General features: G+C 72.3%; 13 protein-coding genes. 8 read left to right on the forward strand and 5 right to left on the reverse strand.

Annotated features, from left to right (window positions below):
- Positions 1 to 30: 30 nt before the first annotated feature.
- Entirely contained in the window at positions 31 to 1,485 is a 1,455-nt protein-coding gene (locus tag V4Y04_RS13255) for a M6 family metalloprotease domain-containing protein (protein WP_443080174.1), read from the reverse strand.
- Positions 1,486 to 1,821: 336 nt separating this feature from the next.
- On the opposite strand from V4Y04_RS13255, the gene V4Y04_RS13260 reads away from it, so the two are divergent.
- A complete protein-coding gene (locus tag V4Y04_RS13260; RefSeq protein WP_332427925.1) occupies positions 1,822 to 3,789 on the forward strand; it encodes a putative bifunctional diguanylate cyclase/phosphodiesterase in 1,968 nt (655 codons plus the stop codon).
- Here the strand turns inward: V4Y04_RS13260 and V4Y04_RS13265 are convergent.
- The 3 genes from V4Y04_RS13265 to V4Y04_RS13275 all read right to left on the reverse strand — a co-directional run bounded on the left by V4Y04_RS13265 (position 3,717) and on the right by V4Y04_RS13275 (position 6,865).
- The gene (locus tag V4Y04_RS13265; protein WP_443080008.1) at positions 3,717 to 4,907 is read right to left on the reverse strand and encodes an LLM class flavin-dependent oxidoreductase; all 1,191 of its coding nucleotides are present in this window, start codon (positions 4,905 to 4,907) and stop codon (positions 3,717 to 3,719) included. The two genes, V4Y04_RS13260 and V4Y04_RS13265, sit on opposite strands and share 73 nt — an antisense overlap.
- 204 nt (positions 4,908 to 5,111) lie before the next feature.
- Positions 5,112 to 5,843 (reverse strand): maleate cis-trans isomerase family protein, encoded by a 732-nt coding sequence (locus tag V4Y04_RS13270; RefSeq protein WP_332427927.1) that lies wholly within the window; start codon positions 5,841 to 5,843, stop codon positions 5,112 to 5,114.
- A complete protein-coding gene (locus V4Y04_RS13275; protein ID WP_332427928.1) occupies positions 5,840 to 6,865 on the reverse strand; it encodes a maleate cis-trans isomerase family protein in 1,026 nt (341 codons plus the stop codon). Before V4Y04_RS13275 ends, V4Y04_RS13270 begins: the two co-directional genes overlap by 4 nt.
- Positions 6,866 to 7,122: 257 nt before the next feature.
- Here V4Y04_RS13275 and V4Y04_RS13280 point away from each other — a divergent pair, with 257 nt between their 5' ends.
- Positions 7,123 to 8,088 (forward strand): D-2-hydroxyacid dehydrogenase, encoded by a 966-nt coding sequence (locus V4Y04_RS13280; RefSeq protein ID WP_332427929.1) that lies wholly within the window; start codon positions 7,123 to 7,125, stop codon positions 8,086 to 8,088.
- 62 nt (positions 8,089 to 8,150) lie between these two features.
- The gene (locus tag V4Y04_RS13285; protein WP_332427931.1) at positions 8,151 to 9,572 is read left to right on the forward strand and encodes an amidase; all 1,422 of its coding nucleotides are present in this window, start codon (positions 8,151 to 8,153) and stop codon (positions 9,570 to 9,572) included.
- Between the two features lie 470 nt (positions 9,573 to 10,042).
- On the opposite strand, the gene V4Y04_RS13290 is transcribed toward V4Y04_RS13285, so the two are convergent.
- A complete protein-coding gene (locus V4Y04_RS13290; RefSeq protein ID WP_332427934.1) occupies positions 10,043 to 10,537 on the reverse strand; it encodes a DUF3830 family protein in 495 nt (164 codons plus the stop codon).
- Between the two features lie 97 nt (positions 10,538 to 10,634).
- On the opposite strand from V4Y04_RS13290, the gene ehuB reads away from it, so the two are divergent.
- From ehuB to V4Y04_RS13315, 5 genes are all read left to right on the forward strand, one after another.
- The gene (ehuB, locus tag V4Y04_RS13295) at positions 10,635 to 11,561 is read left to right on the forward strand and encodes an ectoine/hydroxyectoine ABC transporter substrate-binding protein EhuB (RefSeq protein WP_332427935.1); all 927 of its coding nucleotides are present in this window, start codon (positions 10,635 to 10,637) and stop codon (positions 11,559 to 11,561) included.
- Complete coding sequence (ehuC, locus tag V4Y04_RS13300; RefSeq protein WP_332427937.1) at positions 11,558 to 12,274, forward strand: ectoine/hydroxyectoine ABC transporter permease subunit EhuC; 717 nt, start codon at positions 11,558 to 11,560, stop codon at positions 12,272 to 12,274. Before ehuB ends, ehuC begins: the two co-directional genes overlap by 4 nt.
- Positions 12,274 to 12,924 (forward strand): ectoine/hydroxyectoine ABC transporter permease subunit EhuD, encoded by a 651-nt coding sequence (gene ehuD, locus V4Y04_RS13305; RefSeq protein ID WP_332427939.1) that lies wholly within the window; start codon positions 12,274 to 12,276, stop codon positions 12,922 to 12,924. Before ehuC ends, ehuD begins: the two co-directional genes overlap by 1 nt.
- 124 nt (positions 12,925 to 13,048) lie before the next feature.
- The gene (gene ehuA / locus V4Y04_RS13310; RefSeq protein ID WP_332432825.1) at positions 13,049 to 13,777 is read left to right on the forward strand and encodes an ectoine/hydroxyectoine ABC transporter ATP-binding protein EhuA; all 729 of its coding nucleotides are present in this window, start codon (positions 13,049 to 13,051) and stop codon (positions 13,775 to 13,777) included.
- Positions 13,778 to 14,048: 271 nt separating this feature from the next.
- Positions 14,049 to 14,807, forward strand: coding sequence for an IclR family transcriptional regulator (locus tag V4Y04_RS13315; RefSeq protein WP_332427940.1), 759 nt, complete (start codon positions 14,049 to 14,051; stop codon positions 14,805 to 14,807).
- The last annotated feature ends 44 nt before the right edge of the window (positions 14,808 to 14,851 follow it).

Genomic DNA, 14,851 nt, shown 5'->3' on the forward strand with positions numbered 1-14,851 from the left:
GAAAGGCCTCTTGCCACGGCAAGGGGCCTTTTACGCGTCCTCCCCGCCCACACCCGCTCCCCCTCTCTCGCTCCCGCTCCCGTCCTCGTCCCGGCCGGTGCTGATCTGTACCGTCCAGTCGCCCGAGGCCGTGCGTCCCTCCACCTCCACCCGTACGCCCTCCCCCGGCACCGTGAAGCTCTCACCGAGGGCGACCGGGGCGTCCGCGAGGGGCGGGTAGACCGAGTCCCCCCAGCAGGCCTCCGTGTGCGGGTGGGCGTCGATCACCTGGACCGGGCCGCCCCCGGACCGGGTGGCGCCACGCACCTGGTAGACCAGCACCCCCGGCCGGCAGGCGCCCACGTCGTCGCCGACCGGGCTCCGCGCCTCGAAGGCGAGCACGGTGTCCGGGCCGGTGCGCACCACCGCGAGCTTGACGCCCCGGCCCAGCCCGAAGGACGGCACCCCGGCGGCGCTCGTCACCGGCACCCCGGGCCCCGCCCCCAGTGGTTCCAGCGTCAGCCGTACCGGCTCCGTGCCCCGCACGCACCGCACCTGCCGGGAGTCCAGCCAGCCCAGCTTCCACTTGTGCCAGCCGAACAGGTCGGGGGCGAGCCCGAACTGGCTGCCCATCAGGTCCCAGTCGCCGACATGGGTGTCCCAGTCGCCCTTGCCGTCCACGGGCCGGTCGTAGAGGTCGGGGAGGTCGAAGACGTGGCCGGTCTCGTGGGCGAGGACCAGCCGGTCCGGGGGATGGTCCTCGAACACGGTGACGACCCGGCGGATGTCGGTGCCGTCCGCCCGCAGCGGGGTCTCCAGGTTGACGACCTTCGTGGCGTCGGAGTCCACACCGGGCGCGTCCGGGTCGGCGACGAAGTACACGACGTCGTAGCGCGAGAAGTCGACCTGGGGGTCGGCCGCGGCGAGCGCGTCGCGCAGATAGGCGGACCGGTGCCGCGTGGTCCAGTCACGCCGTATGGCGTACGCGGTGGACGGGCGCGGCATCCGGATCCAGTCGCGCAGGGCGTGCGGGTGCAGGGAGAACCTGCCGTAGGAGACCCGGTGGAAGAAGTCGCCGGTGGCGGGGAAGTGGTCGGCGGCCAGTTCCCCGGGTGTGGTCAGCGGGTTCGAGTCCGGGAAGGACAGGAACACCATGACCGCGTCCAGCCGGCCGGACGGACGGGGGTAGGCGGCGTTCCAGGTGTCCAGACCCTCCGAGTGGTGCGCGTCGGTGCGGGTCAGGGCGCACGGCACCGCGGAGAACGGCTCGGTCGCGGAGGGTGCGGCCACCATGGAGGTCGCCGCGAGCGCCGACATGGTGGTGCACACGGCCGTGGTGCCGCGCAGCCGAGGGCGTGACAGCGGACCGCCGGGTCCCAGCCGGTCCGGCCCCGGGAGCCCCGCCCTCGGCCACCGCGTCACCCCCGGACGGCCCAACTCCCTCAGACGGCCCAACCCCCTCAGAGCCTCACGGCCGAGTCCCCTCGGGGCGAGCTGACGCGGCACGGGGACCTCCGGGAGACGGTTCACGGGACACCGCACCCAGACTGTGATGGTTTGCAGTAATACGCCCTGTTTATCTGCACCGGACGGGTGAGGGACGGCACAGTCCGTTCACAGGTGACACCCCGAACCACTCACGGAACGTCACAACTGGTCGGAGGCCTGAAGAAGCCGTCCACCTCCGAGCAGAAACGATCTGGCAGAGATGCGGGACCGTCCTGGACACTGGACAGTGACTGGAAGGGCTTCAGGGAGACCTCTATGATCGGCACACTTTCCTGAGACATTCCTGAGGCTTTCCGGCACGGACGGCGATCGAGTGCACGGCGGGAGCGAGCGGTGAGCGGAACGTCCCAAGGGCCGACGCCCGCAGCAGATTCCAACCGACCGACCGTCACGGAGAGTGAGATCACTGCCCCACCCCGTACCGGGCGCGCCGAGCTCCCCCCGCCTCCGTCGTACCGCTCGGTCTTCGCGGCCGCCCCCCTCGCCATGGCCGTGGTCGGCCGTGACGGCAGGGTGATCAGCGCCAACGGCACGCTCGCCGCCCTGCTGGGCCGCGCCCCGGACATCCTGGTCGGTGCGGTCGCCGCCGACCTGGTGGACCTCCCTTCCGACGCCCGCGCCTGGCACGCCTACCGCGACCTGCTGAGCGGCCGGCCGGGCCGGCTGCGCTGCACACGACGGCTCAAGCACCCCGAGGGACACTCCCTGTGGGTGCAGGTGTCGGTCGCCCCGCTCCCTCCGGACGACGGCGCCGCCCACGGCGAGTACGACGCACACGACACGCACGACGCACAGGGCTCACAGGGCACCCACGACTCGCACGGCGTGCTGCTCTCGGTCACCGACATCAGCGCCCGCCATGAACTCCAGGCCCGGCTGAGGCACTTGCAGATGCACGACCCGGTGACCCGGCTCCCCAACCGCACCCTGTTCTTCGAACGGCTGACGGCCGCCCTGGAGGCGGAGTCGTACGAGCAGAGCGGCACCGGCCGGATCGGGCTCTGCTCCCTGGACCTCGACGGCTTCAAAGCCATCAACGACGCCCTGGGCCACCGCGTCGGCGACCGGCTGCTGGCCGCCGTCGCCGAACGGCTGCTGCTGTGCGCCGAGGAGGCGGGCCGGGCCAGGACCGGCACCCCGCTGGTGGCCCGGCTCGGCGGGGACGAGTTCGCGCTGCTGGTGGAGGACTCCACGGGCACCGAACAGCTCGCCGACCTCGCCGAGTCGGTGCTCGCCGCGATCCAGGACCCCTTCGACGTGGCCGGCCAGCGGCTGTCGGTGTCCGCGTCCATCGGTGTGGTCGAACGGCACGCGGCCGGGACCACGCCCACCGCGCTGATGCAGGCCGCCGACACGACCCTCTACTGGGCGAAGGCCGACGGCAAGTCCCGCTGGACGCTGTTCGACCCGGAGCGCAACGCGCACCGCATGACCCGTCAGGCCCTCGCCTCCGCGCTCCGCCCCGCCGTCGAGCGGGGCGAGTTCGCGCTGGAGTACCAGCCGCTGGTCGGCATGGAGGACGACCGGGTGCACGGGGTGGAGGCCCTGGTCCGCTGGAACCATCCGCAGTTCGGCACGCTGACGCCGAATCGGTTCATCTCCATCGCCGAGGAGGACGGCTCGATCGTCAAGCTCGGTCGCTGGGTGCTGCGCACCGCCTGCCGGCAGGCCCGCAGCTGGCAGGTCGAGCATCCCGGGGAGCCGCCGATCTTCGTCAGCGTGAATGTGGCGGTCCGTCAGGTCTGGGACTCCGACCTGGTGGCGGACGTCGCCGAGACCCTGAAGGAGACGGGTCTGGCGCCGCAGCTGCTCCAGCTGGAGCTGACCGAGTCCGCGGTGATGGGCTCCTCGGGCCGGCCGCTCCAGGCGCTGACCGCGCTCAGCGATATGGGCGTACGCATCGCCATCGACGACTTCGGCACCGGCTACTCGAACCTGGCCTACCTCAGCCGGCTTCCGGTGTCGGTGCTGAAACTGGACGGCGCGTTCGTCCGCGGCTTCCAGTACGAGGACCGGGCCGCGGCGCCCAGCCCGGCGGACGAGGCCATCGTGGAGGCGATGGTGCAGCTCGCCCACCGGCTGGGGCTGACGGTCACCGCGGAGTGCGTGGAGACCTCGGCGCAGGCCACCCGGCTGCGCCGGATCGGGTGCGACACCGGTCAGGGCTGGCTGTACTCCCGCCCGGTGCCGCCGGACCGCATCTCCGAACTGCTGGGCGCCCCGGGGGTTCAGGCGGACGTCGTCGGCGACCCGGTCGTCGGCAACCCGGTCGTCGGCGACCCGGTCGTCGGCAACCCGTAGGCGTCCGCGATGAGTTCGTAGGACCGCAGGCGTACGTCACCGCTGTGCGCGTTCGCCGTGATCATCAGCTCGTCGGCGCCGGTGCGCTTGTGCAGGTCGTCCAGACCGGCGCGGACCTCGTCCGGGGTGCCGTACACGACGTTGGCGTTCCACGAGTCGACGAACTCCTGCTCCATCGGCGAGAACGGGTGCGCCTCGGCCTCCTCCGGGGTGGGAACCAGCCCGGGGCGGCCGGTGCGCAGCCGGACCATGTTGAGCGCGGCGGCCAGGACCTGGCGCCGGGCCTCCTTCTCGTCCTCGGTCGCGAGCGCGGAGACGCCGATCATGGCGTAGGGCTCGTCGAGGACGTCGCTCGGGCTGAACGACTCACGGTAGAGGTCCAGCGCGGGGATCGTGTTCTGCGCCGAGAAGTGATGGGCGAAGGCGAAGGGCAGGCCGAGCATGCCGGCCAGCCGGGCGCTGAACCCGGAGGAGCCGAGCAGCCAGACCGGCGGCCGGTGCGGCGACTGCACCCCGCCCGGCGAGGTCGCCTGGACCGGTCCCGGGACGGCGTGTATCCGGTGGTAGTGGTGGCCGTCGGGGAAGTCGTCGTCCAGGAAGCGGATCAGCTCGGCGAGCTGCTGGGGGAAGTCGTCGGCGCCCTCGTTCAGCCGGTCGGTGCGGCGCAGCGCGGCGGCGGTGGCGCCGTCGGTGCCGGGGGCCCGGCCGAGGCCGAGGTCGATCCGGCCGGGGGCCAGCGCCTCCAGCGTGCCGAACTGCTCGGCGATGACGAGCGGGGCGTGGTTGGGCAGCATCACTCCGCCCGAACCGAGCCGGATGCGCTCGGTGTGCGCGGCGAGGTGGGCGAGGATCACGGCCGGGGACGAGGACGCCACACCGGGCATGGAGTGGTGCTCGGCGACCCAGTGGCGGTGGAAGCCGCGCGCCTCGGCGAGCCGGGCGAGGTCGACGCTGGTGCGCAGCGCGTCGGAGGCGGTCTGACCGGCCCCGACCGTGACCAGGTCCAGCACGGACAGCGGAACGGGCGCCGAGCCGTGCGTCACGCCGCGGATCCCGTCGGCTTCCCGGACCTCGCCGGCTCCTCGGCTCTCGGCGCCTGCGGTGTCGTCTGCGGCCACGGTGGGGTGCCTCCTGTTTCGAGTGACGTTCGCCGTCTTCGCAACAGGAGACCGCCCCCGCTTATTCCCTGGCGGGACGCCCGAGGGCCGCCCCGGGACCCCACATGGCTCCGTACGGAGCCGTACGGCTCCACATGGCTCCGTACTCGCTCCACGGAACTCCACGCGGCTGGGGCACGGAACTCCACGCGGCTCCGCGGGCCGCTACGCCTGCACGATCGGTTCCCGCGTGAACAGGGCGCCCAGGCTCGGCGCGTTCACCCGGCGGTCGGCCAGGCGCAGCCCCTCCCAGACGGAGACCTGGTTGGCGGTGAGGACCGGTTTGCCGAGCTCCTTCTCGAGGGCCGGGAGGTGGGCGGCCGTGTGCAGGGCCGTGTCGGGGAGGAGGAGGGCCTGGGCGTCCGGGTGGTCGGCCGCGCGGGCGAGGGCGAACAGCTCGGCCTCGCCCCAGGTGCCGACCTCCGCCGCCGTGATGACCCCGGAGCTGGTCACCGCGGTCACCTCCACCCCGCCGGCCGCCAGGAACTCCGCGAAGAGCGTGGCCACGTCGTCCGGGTAGGTCGCCCCGACGGCGACCCGCCGGGCCCCGATCTCCCGCGCCGCGTGCACGAAGGCGAAGGACGTGGAGGAGGCGGGCAGGCCCGCCGTACGGGCGAGGGCGCGCACCTGCTCGTGGGCGCCCTCCCAGCCGCGGACGAAGCTGCCGCTGGTACAGGCCCACACCACGGCGTCGGCGCCGGTGAGCCGCAGTTCCTGGAGGCCGGCCGCGAGCCGGTCGGCCGCGCCCATCTCGAGCAGGGCGTCGGCCCGGTGCGCGTCCTCACCGATCTCGGTGTGCACCAGGTCCACCCGTACGTCGCTGCCCAGCAGTTGCTCGATGCGCGGATAGTCGTCCTCGGCGGAGTGTCCGGGGTAGAGGAATCCCAGTGCGGTCATGTCCAGCCTTCCTGCTGCTTCTCGTCCGGTCCGCCGGACACGCCCTGCGCGCCCGGCACACCCTGCGCGTCCGACACGCCGTGCGCGCCCCGCACGTCCGGTGGCTCCTGCCCTTCCGGCAGTACGGAGCCGGTCGGCACCACCGGTCCGGCGGCCGGCACCACCGGTCCGGCGGCCGGCACCACCGGTCCGGCGGCCGGCACCACGGTGCCGGCCGCCGGGCCCGGCAGTGCGCTCCCGGTACAGCTACCGCTACCACTACCGGTGCCGGTGCGCGCCGACGTGTCGATCAGCGCCTGATACGGTCCCACCGCTCGGGTACCCAGTCGGCGCAACGCCGCCCACATGGTCACCTGGTTGGCCGAGATCACCGGTATGCGCAGTTCCGCCTCCAGTTGCGGAATCACGTCGTAGGTCGGCAGGTTGGTGCAGGACAGGAACAGCGCGTCCGCCGCACCGAGCCGGCCGCGCGCCGCCGCCCGCCGGGCCATGTCGACCACCTCGCGGTAGGCGACCTTCCAGATCTGCCGGGTCAGGCCCATGTACGCGCGGCCGGTGACCGTGACCCCGGCCTGCGCCACGTACTCCTCCAGCGCCCGGGTCACCGACACGGTGTAGGGCGTCACCAGCGCCAGCCGCCGTACGTCCAGCTCCACCAACGCCTCCAGCAGTGCGCCCGAGGTGGTGATCGCGGGGACCGAGCCGGCCCTGCTCATCGCCTCGCACATGGCGTGCTCACCCATGGCCCCGCCGACGAAGCTGCCCGACGTACAGGCGTACGCGACGACCTCGGGGGTGACCTCGGTGAGGGTGCCCACGGCATTCTGGAGGGTCTCGTGCTCGCTGATCATGCGGGCGAGGTCCAGGCTCACCTCGACCGGCACGTACGGCGTCCGGGTGACGTGCAGGGACACGTCGTCGGGCGTCCACCGCCACAGCTCGCGGTCCAGCGCGAAGTCGAAGGGGGCGACCACCCCGACACCGCGCTGCGGGCCTGGTCCGCCGAGAAAGGAGACGTCCATGTCAGCACCGGCCTCACGGTGAGAGACGAGCACGCAACGGTTCGTGGAAACGCCCGTGTTGACGACGGTAGGTTCGGGGTGCCAGCGTGGTCAATCCGTACATCTCAGACTTCCGGTCCTATGAGGGAAAGGCAGCCATGACCTCTCCTCGGACGACCCCCTCGACCGGCCCCGCGGCCGGCCCCTCGACCAGTCCTTCGACCGGCCCTTCGACCGGCCCTTCGACCGGCCGTTCCCTCACCCCCGGGATCTCTTCCGTGCCCCTTCCCACGCTGCTCGTCCTGGACGCCGATCCGCCGCCCCGGCTGGGCCGGCTGACCGGCAGGGTCCGCGTCGAGCACGCGGACGCCTCGACGCTCGCCGAGCGGCTTCCCTCCGCCGACGTGCTGCTGGTCTGGGACTTCACCTCGCACGCGGTACGCGCCGCCTGGCCGGGCGAGGGCCCCAGGCCGCGCTGGGTGCACACGGCGAGCGCGGGCGTGGACCATCTGATGTGTCCGGAACTCGCCGTCTCCGACACGGTGGTCACCAACGCGCGCGGTGTCTTCGACCGGCCGATCGCCGAGTACGTCGCCGCGCTCGTGCTGGCGATGGCGAAGGACCTGCCGCGGACGCTGGCGCTCCAGCGGGAGCGGACCTGGCTCCACCGCGAGTCGCGCGGGGTCGCCGGGACCCGTGCCTGCGTCGTCGGATCGGGGCCGATCGGCCGGGCGGTCGCCGGCACGCTCGAGGCGCTCGGCGTCACCACCGCGCTGGTCGGCCGCACCGCGCGCGCGGGGTCGGACGGCACCGCGGCCGTGCACGGCGCCGAGGACCTGGACCGGCTGATCGCCCGCGCCGACTGGGTGGTCGCCGCCGCGCCGCTCACCGAGCAGACCCGGGGCATGTTCGACGCCCGCCGTTTCGGGCTGATGCAGCCGTCCGCCCACTTCGTCAACATCGGCCGCGGACCGCTGGTCGTCGAGGACGCGCTCGCCGAGGCGCTGGAACGGCGCCGGCTCGCGGGCGCCGCCCTGGACGTCTTCACGTCCGAGCCGCTCACCCCGGACAGCCCGCTGTGGGATGTGCCGGGACTGATCGTGTCCCCGCACATGAGCGGGGACACCCTGGGGTGGCGGGACGAACTCGGCGCCCAGTTCGTGGAGTTGTACGAGCTCTGGGCCGCCGGCAAGCCACTGGTGAACGTGGTCGACAAGCAGCGTGGGTATGTACCCGGACACTGACCCGCCCGGCGTCCGCCGGCACCCCCGGCCCGCCCGGCACCCCTGACCACCCGGGAGCGTGGATGACCCGAGGCACCGACCCCACCGACCGCACCGCTCTCACATCCCTCACCGCCGTGCGGCTCCTCGACGGCTACCGCACCGGCGCGTTCGGTCCCGTGGCGGTGACCCGCGCGGCGCTGGAGCGGGCCCAGGAGATCCAGCCGGAGGTGAACGCGTTCGTCCGGCTCTTCCCCGATCAGGCGCTGGAACAGGCCGCCGCGTCCGAGGAGCGGTGGCGGCGCGGCGAGCCGCACGGGCTGCTCGACGGGGTGCCGGTCACGGTGAAGGACATCCTGCTGCTGCGCGGCGCCCCGACCCTGCGCGGCTCGCGCGCCGTCGACCCGGCGGCGGGCCGCTGGGACGAGGACGCGCCGTCGGTGGCCCGGCTGCGGGAGCACGGCGCCGTCTTCCTGGGCAAGACGACGACCCCCGAGTTCGGCTGGAAGGCCGTGACGGACTCCCCGCTCAGCGGCGTCACCCGCAACCCGTACGACCCGGCGCGCACCGCCGGGGGCTCCAGCGGGGGCGCGGCGGCTGCCGTGGCGCTGGGCGCGGGACCGCTGGCGCTGGGGACGGACGGCGGGGGCAGTGTCCGCATCCCGGCGGCGTTCTGCGGCGTCTTCGCGCTGAAGCCGACGTACGGGAGGGTGCCGCTGTATCCGGCGAGCGCGTTCGGCACGCTGGCGCACGTCGGCCCGATGACGCGGGACGCGGCGGACGCGGCGCTGATGATGGATGTGATCAGCGGCCCGGACTCCCGCGACTGGTCGGCGCTGGCCCCGTCGCCCGGCTCGTTCCGGGAGGGGCTGGGCGGCGGGGTGCGGGGGCTGCGGGTGGCGTACTCGCCGTCGCTGGGCGGGCAGGTCGCGGTGGCGCCGCAGGTCGCGGCGGCGGTGCGGCGGGCGGTGGAGCGGCTGGCCGCGCTCGGCGCGTACGTGGAGGAGACCGACCCGGACTTCTCGGATCCGGCGGACGCCTTCCACACCCTGTGGTTCTCCGGGGCGGCGCGGGTGGTGCAGCACCTCACCCGTGAGCAGCGGGGGCTGCTGGATCCCGGGCTGCGCGAGATCTGCGCCACCGGGGCGCGCCGGTCGGCGCTGGACTACCTGGCGGCGGTCGACGTCCGGATGGATCTGGGCCGGCGCATGGGCCGTTTCCACGACACGTACGACCTGCTGGTCACTCCGACCGTGCCCCGCACCGCGTTCGAGGCGGGCGTGGAGGTGCCGAAGGGATCGGGACACCGGCGGTGGACGGGCTGGACCCCGTTCACCTACCCGTTCAACCTGACCCAGCAGCCCGCGGCGACCGTCCCCGTCGGCACCGACGCGGCCGGACTGCCGATCGGCGTCCAGCTCGTGGCCGCCCGCCACGCCGACGCGCTGGTACTGCGGGCGGCCCACGCACTGTACGAGTCCGGTACGGCCGGGGCGGCCGGGTAGCCCGAGGGTCCGCCGGGCCCTCCGAAGGGCCCGGCGGGTCCGGGGCGTCCGGCAGGCCCGAGGGGCCCGGCAGGTCCGGAGCGTCCGGCAGGCCCGGGGAGGGCCCGGGGCGGCCAAGGGCCCGGCAGGTCCGGGGCGTCCGGCGGGTCCGGGGCCCGGCAAGCCCAGGGCCTCCGGCGGACCCGAGGCCCGGCAAGCCCAGGGCCTCCGGCGGACCCGAGGGGCCCGGCAAGCCCAGGGCCTCCGGCGGACCCGAGGGGCCCGGCAAGCCCAGGGCCTCCGGCGGACCCGAGGGGCCCGGCAGGTCCGGAGCGTCCGGCAGGTCCGGGGCCTCCGGCGGACCCGAGGGGCCCGGCAAGCCCAGGGCCTCCGGCGGACCCGAGGGGCCCGGCAGGTCCGGGGCGTCCGGCAGGTCCGGGGCCCGGCAGGTCCGGCAGGTCCGAGGGGACCGGGGCCCGGAGGGACCGGGATCACGCCCGCCGGAAGCTGAGGCTCTCCCCCGCCGCGCCCGTGCGCCACAGGTCGTTGCACCCGTCGGCCATCTCCGCCAGGCCCTCGACGACCTGGCCCCAGACGATGCCGGGCACCCAGCCCACGTCGCCGTTCAGCAGCAGGTTGTTGCGCTCGTAGAACAGGGCCAGGTCCACGACCGTGGCGCCGGGGCCGACCTCGCGGTCGTAGCCGTAGGCCTTGGTGCCCAGTTCCGCGCCCGCGAAGGAGAAATAACAGAGATCTCCCGGAATAGGGGTGACCGTCGGGTTCTCCAGCGGCGGCTCGGACGGAGCGAAAGGCGGGAAAAGGGCATAGATCTCGTTGCGGGCGTATTTGGCGTGATAGACGTCGCCGGACAGGGGCAGGGAGTCCCAGACGGCCGCGCAGGTGACCGGCGCGCGATCGTCGAGCAATCGGGCGGTACAGGTGATTCCACGTTTGACCAGGGAGACCTCGACATATCGGTGAATCATGTGCCCCATCGTCCCGCACCGGTCAAGGCCACCCGACCGCCGAACGGGGCCGAAAATGGCGGGAATACTCGGCATTGATTCGGGTAGCCGCGCCGCCATGGCTCCACCACTGGGAATACCACTGAGACGACGCGGGGAAGCGTCCGCGCCCGTCGGGCCCTCACGCCGGTCGCTGCTCGCGGGGGTCGCGGCGCTCGGCGCACTGGGCGCGGCGGGCTGCTCGCGCGTCCCCACCGAGGCGAGCACGGGCGGCGGTGACCAGCTCGAACGGCTCAAGGCGGCGGGTGTGGTCCGGCTGGGCATCGCCGGCGAGATCCCCTTCGGCTACATCGACAAGGACGGCAACCTGACCGGGGAGGCACCGGAGCTCGCGAAGGTCATCTTCAAGCGGCTCGGCGTGGAGCGGGTGCAGCCCGTGCCCACCGAGTTCGGTTCGCTGATCCCGGGCCTGAACTCGCAGCAGTTCGACGTCGTGGCCGCCGGGATGTACATCAATCCCGAGCGCTGCGAGCAGGTCATATTCTCCGACCCCGACTACCAGATGCTCGATTCCTTCATCGTACGCAAAGGCAACCCGAAAGGGCTGACCAGCTACAAGGACGTCGTCGAGAAGAAGGCGAAATTCGCCACCGGCACCGGGTACGCGGAGATCGCGTACGCGGTCGAGGCCGGATATCCGGAGGGCGACATTCTGATCGTCCCCGACCAGGTCGCCGGGCTGAACGCGGTGGAGGCCGGGCGGGTCGACGTCTTCGCCGGTACCGCGCTCACCACCCGCGAGGTGGTGAAGAAGTCCGCGAGGGCGGAGGCCACCGAGCCGTTCCAGCCGATCGTCGGCGGGGAGCCGCACACCGACGGCGGCGGTTTCGCGTTCCGTCCCACCGAGACGAATCTGCGCGACGCGTTCAACGAGGAGCTGGCGAAGCTGAAGGAGAGCGGCGAGCTGCTGCGGATCCTGCGGCCGTTCGGTTTCACCGAGGACGAGATGACGGATCTGACCGCGAAGGAGCTGTGCGGCGGATGACCTCAGGACTCTGGGAACTCGTACTCAAGGGCGTCTGGGTCACGATCCAGCTGCTGGTGCTCAGCGCGCTGCTCGCGGCCGCGGTCTCCTTCGTGGTCGGTATCGCGCGCACCCACCGGCTGAAGTTCGTCCGCTTCCTCGCGGGCCTCTACACCGAGGTGTTCCGCGGCACCTCGGCGCTGGTGATGATCTTCTGGGTGTTCTTCGTGCTGCCCCCGGCCTTCGGCTGGCAGCTGGTGCCGCTGTGGGCGGGCACGCTGGCGCTCGGCCTGACGTACGGCGCCTACGGCTCGGAGATCGTGCGCGGCGCGCTGGCCGCCGTCGACCCGGCGCAGCGCGAGGGCGGGATCGCCCTCAGTTTCACGCCCGCGCAGCGGATGCGGCTGATCATGCTGCCGCAGGCGGTGCCGGAGATGATCCCGCCGTTCTCCAACCTGCTAATCGAGCTGCTCAAGGGCACCGCCCTGGTGTCGATCATGGGCATGGGTGATCTGGCGTTCAGCGGCAACCTGGTGCGCCTGGCACTGCAGGAGAGCGCCGAGATCTACACGTACATCCTGCTCATCTACTTCGTGATCGCCTTCCTGCTCACCCGGATCATGCGCGGTCTGGAGAAGAAGCTGAAGGCCGGCGTCGGAAAGAAGCCCGTGCCCGAACCCGATCTGGAACTGAAGCGGGCCGAGACGACCGGTGTCGGCGGGGGTGGTGTCTGATGAAGTGGGACTGGAACGCGGTCTCCGAGTTCATGCCGTACTTCTGGGACGGTCTGCTGGTCACCCTGCAGATCCTGGTCCTCGGCTCCCTGATCTCGTTCGTCCTCGGCCTGGTGTGGGCCCTGCTGATGCGGGTGCCGTCCCGCTGGGTGACCTGGCCGGTCGGCGCGGTGACGGAGTTCGTCCGTAACACTCCGCTGCTGGTGCAGCTGTTCTTCCTGTTCTACGTGCTGCCCGAGTGGGGGGTGACCTTCTCGGCGCTGACCACCGGCATCTTCGCCATCGGTCTGCACTACTCGACGTACACGATGCAGGTCTACCGCGCGGGCATCGAGGCCGTGCCGGTGGGCCAGTGGGAGGCGGCGACGGCACTGAACCTGCCGCTGCGCCGGACGTGGACCGCGGTGATCCTGCCGCAGGCCGTACGCAGGGTGGTCCCCGCGCTCGGCAACTACGTCATCTCGATGCTGAAGGACACGCCCCTGCTGATGGCGATCACCGTGCTGGAGATGCTCGGTGAGGCCCGCCTGTTCTCCCAGCAGCACTTCCAGTTCACCGAGCCCCTGACGGTGATCGGCTTCGCCTTCATCGTCATCTCCTACCTGGCCTCCCTTGCCCTCCGATCCCTGGAGCGACGCCTTGTCCACTGACAGCACCCGGCCCAGCACCCCTCCCGTCCCCGGCCCCGTCCCCGGCCCCGAGAAGACGGCCGATCCGGCGGTCGCTCCGGCGGCCGATCCGGCGGTCGGCACCGCCCGCGCCTCCGGCAGCGAGCTGATCCGGCTGGAACGGGTCACCAAGCGGTTCGGGAACCACACGGTCCTGGACAACCTGGACTTCTCCGTGGACGCCGGAAAGCACGTCACCCTGATCGGGCCGTCCGGGTCGGGCAAGACGACGATCCTGCGGCTGCTGATGACGCTGCTGAAGCCCGAGGAGGGCACGATCACCGTCGACGGGGACCAGCTGTTCCCCGCGCAGGAGAAGCAGGTCCGCGAGATCCGCAAGAAGATCGGAATGGTCTTCCAGCACTTCAACCTGTTCCCGAACATGACCGTGCTGCGGAACATCACCGAAGCGCCGGTCACCGTGCTCGGCCTGCCCAAGGACGAGGCCGAGGAGCGGGCGCGGGAGCTGCTGGAGATGGTCGGGCTGACCGAGCACGTCGACAAGCACCCCTCGCAGCTGTCCGGTGGTCAGCAGCAGCGGGTGGCGATCGCGCGGGCGCTGGCCATGCGGCCGCAGGTGCTGCTCCTCGACGAGGTGACCTCGGCGCTCGACCCGGAGCTGGTCGCGGGTGTCCTGGACGTGCTGCGGGACATCGCCCGCTCCACCGACATCACGATGCTCTGCGTCACCCACGAGATGAACTTCGCCCGGGACATCTCCGACCGCGTCCTGATGTTCGACCAGGGCCGGATCATCGAGTCGGCCTCGCCCGAGAAGCTCTTCAGCGAGCCCGAGCACGACCGGACCCGGGAGTTCCTCAGCGCGGTCCTGTGACGTCGGGGCGGTGTCCGGGGTGGGCGCTCTCAGGGCGGACGGTCCCGGAACGGACGATCCCGGAACGGACGATCCCGGGGCGGGCGGTCCCGGGGCGACGCCCGAGGTCCGCGCCCCGGGGCATCCCCTTGGCATATGCCCGTGGACCGGCGCCGCAGTTGGGAGAGCCGCAATCTAGTCAACACCCGCTCCTCGGAAGCCGCTTGACGGCTATCGTGGAGAGGATTCGCTGACCGGATTGCGGCACCATGAGCGAGCGCAGGGGGAAACCGTGGCGCTGAAGCACAAGCCGACCGCCCCGCACCACTCGGTCCAGGACGCCCTGCGCGTCCTGGACACGGTGGCGCGGCACACCACCGGAGTCACCGACACCCAGCTCGCCCGTGAGACCGGCCTCGGCCCGGAGCGACTGACCACGCTCCTGCCGATGCTGCGCCGCGAGGCCTACGTCGAGCAGAGCGCCGACGGCACGTACGTCGCCGGGGAGGCCTTCGCCCGTCTCGGCTCGGCCCACGAACACGAAGCGGCACTGCACGGCAAGCTCCAGCGCACCCTGGACCGGCTCCGCGACCGCGTGGGCGCCGCCGTCTACATGAGCCGGTACGTGGACGGCGAGGTGAAGGTCACCCAGTACGCCTCCGGGCCGTCCCTCCCGAAGGTCCACGAATGGGTGGACTTCCGCGACGCGGCCCACGCCACCGCCATCGGCAAGAGCCTGCTGACCCAGCTGGACCACAACGGCCGGCGTGAGCATCTCGCCCGGCACCGGACGGTCCGGCTCACCTCGCGCACCATCACCAGTGACAAGGTGCTGCTGTCCCGGCTGGCGGCCCACCCGCCCACGGTGCCGGTGCTCGACCTCCAGGAGTACGCGATCGGCACGGTCTGCGCGGCCGTCCCGGTCACCGCCGGTTCCTCGGTGGGCTGCCTGGCCCTGTCCCTGCCCGTCGAGCACGCCCACCGCCTGCGCCAGGCCGCCGAAACCCTCAACCGCAACGCGGCCCCGGTGCTGCTGTCGCTGACGATCTAGGGAGCGGGTCGCGGGGGACATGGGGAGCATGGGAGGGCGCGGGG

This window comes from Streptomyces sp. P9-A2 (assembly GCF_036634175.1).
Taxonomy (GTDB): Bacteria; Actinomycetota; Actinomycetes; order Streptomycetales; family Streptomycetaceae; genus Streptomyces; species Streptomyces pratens.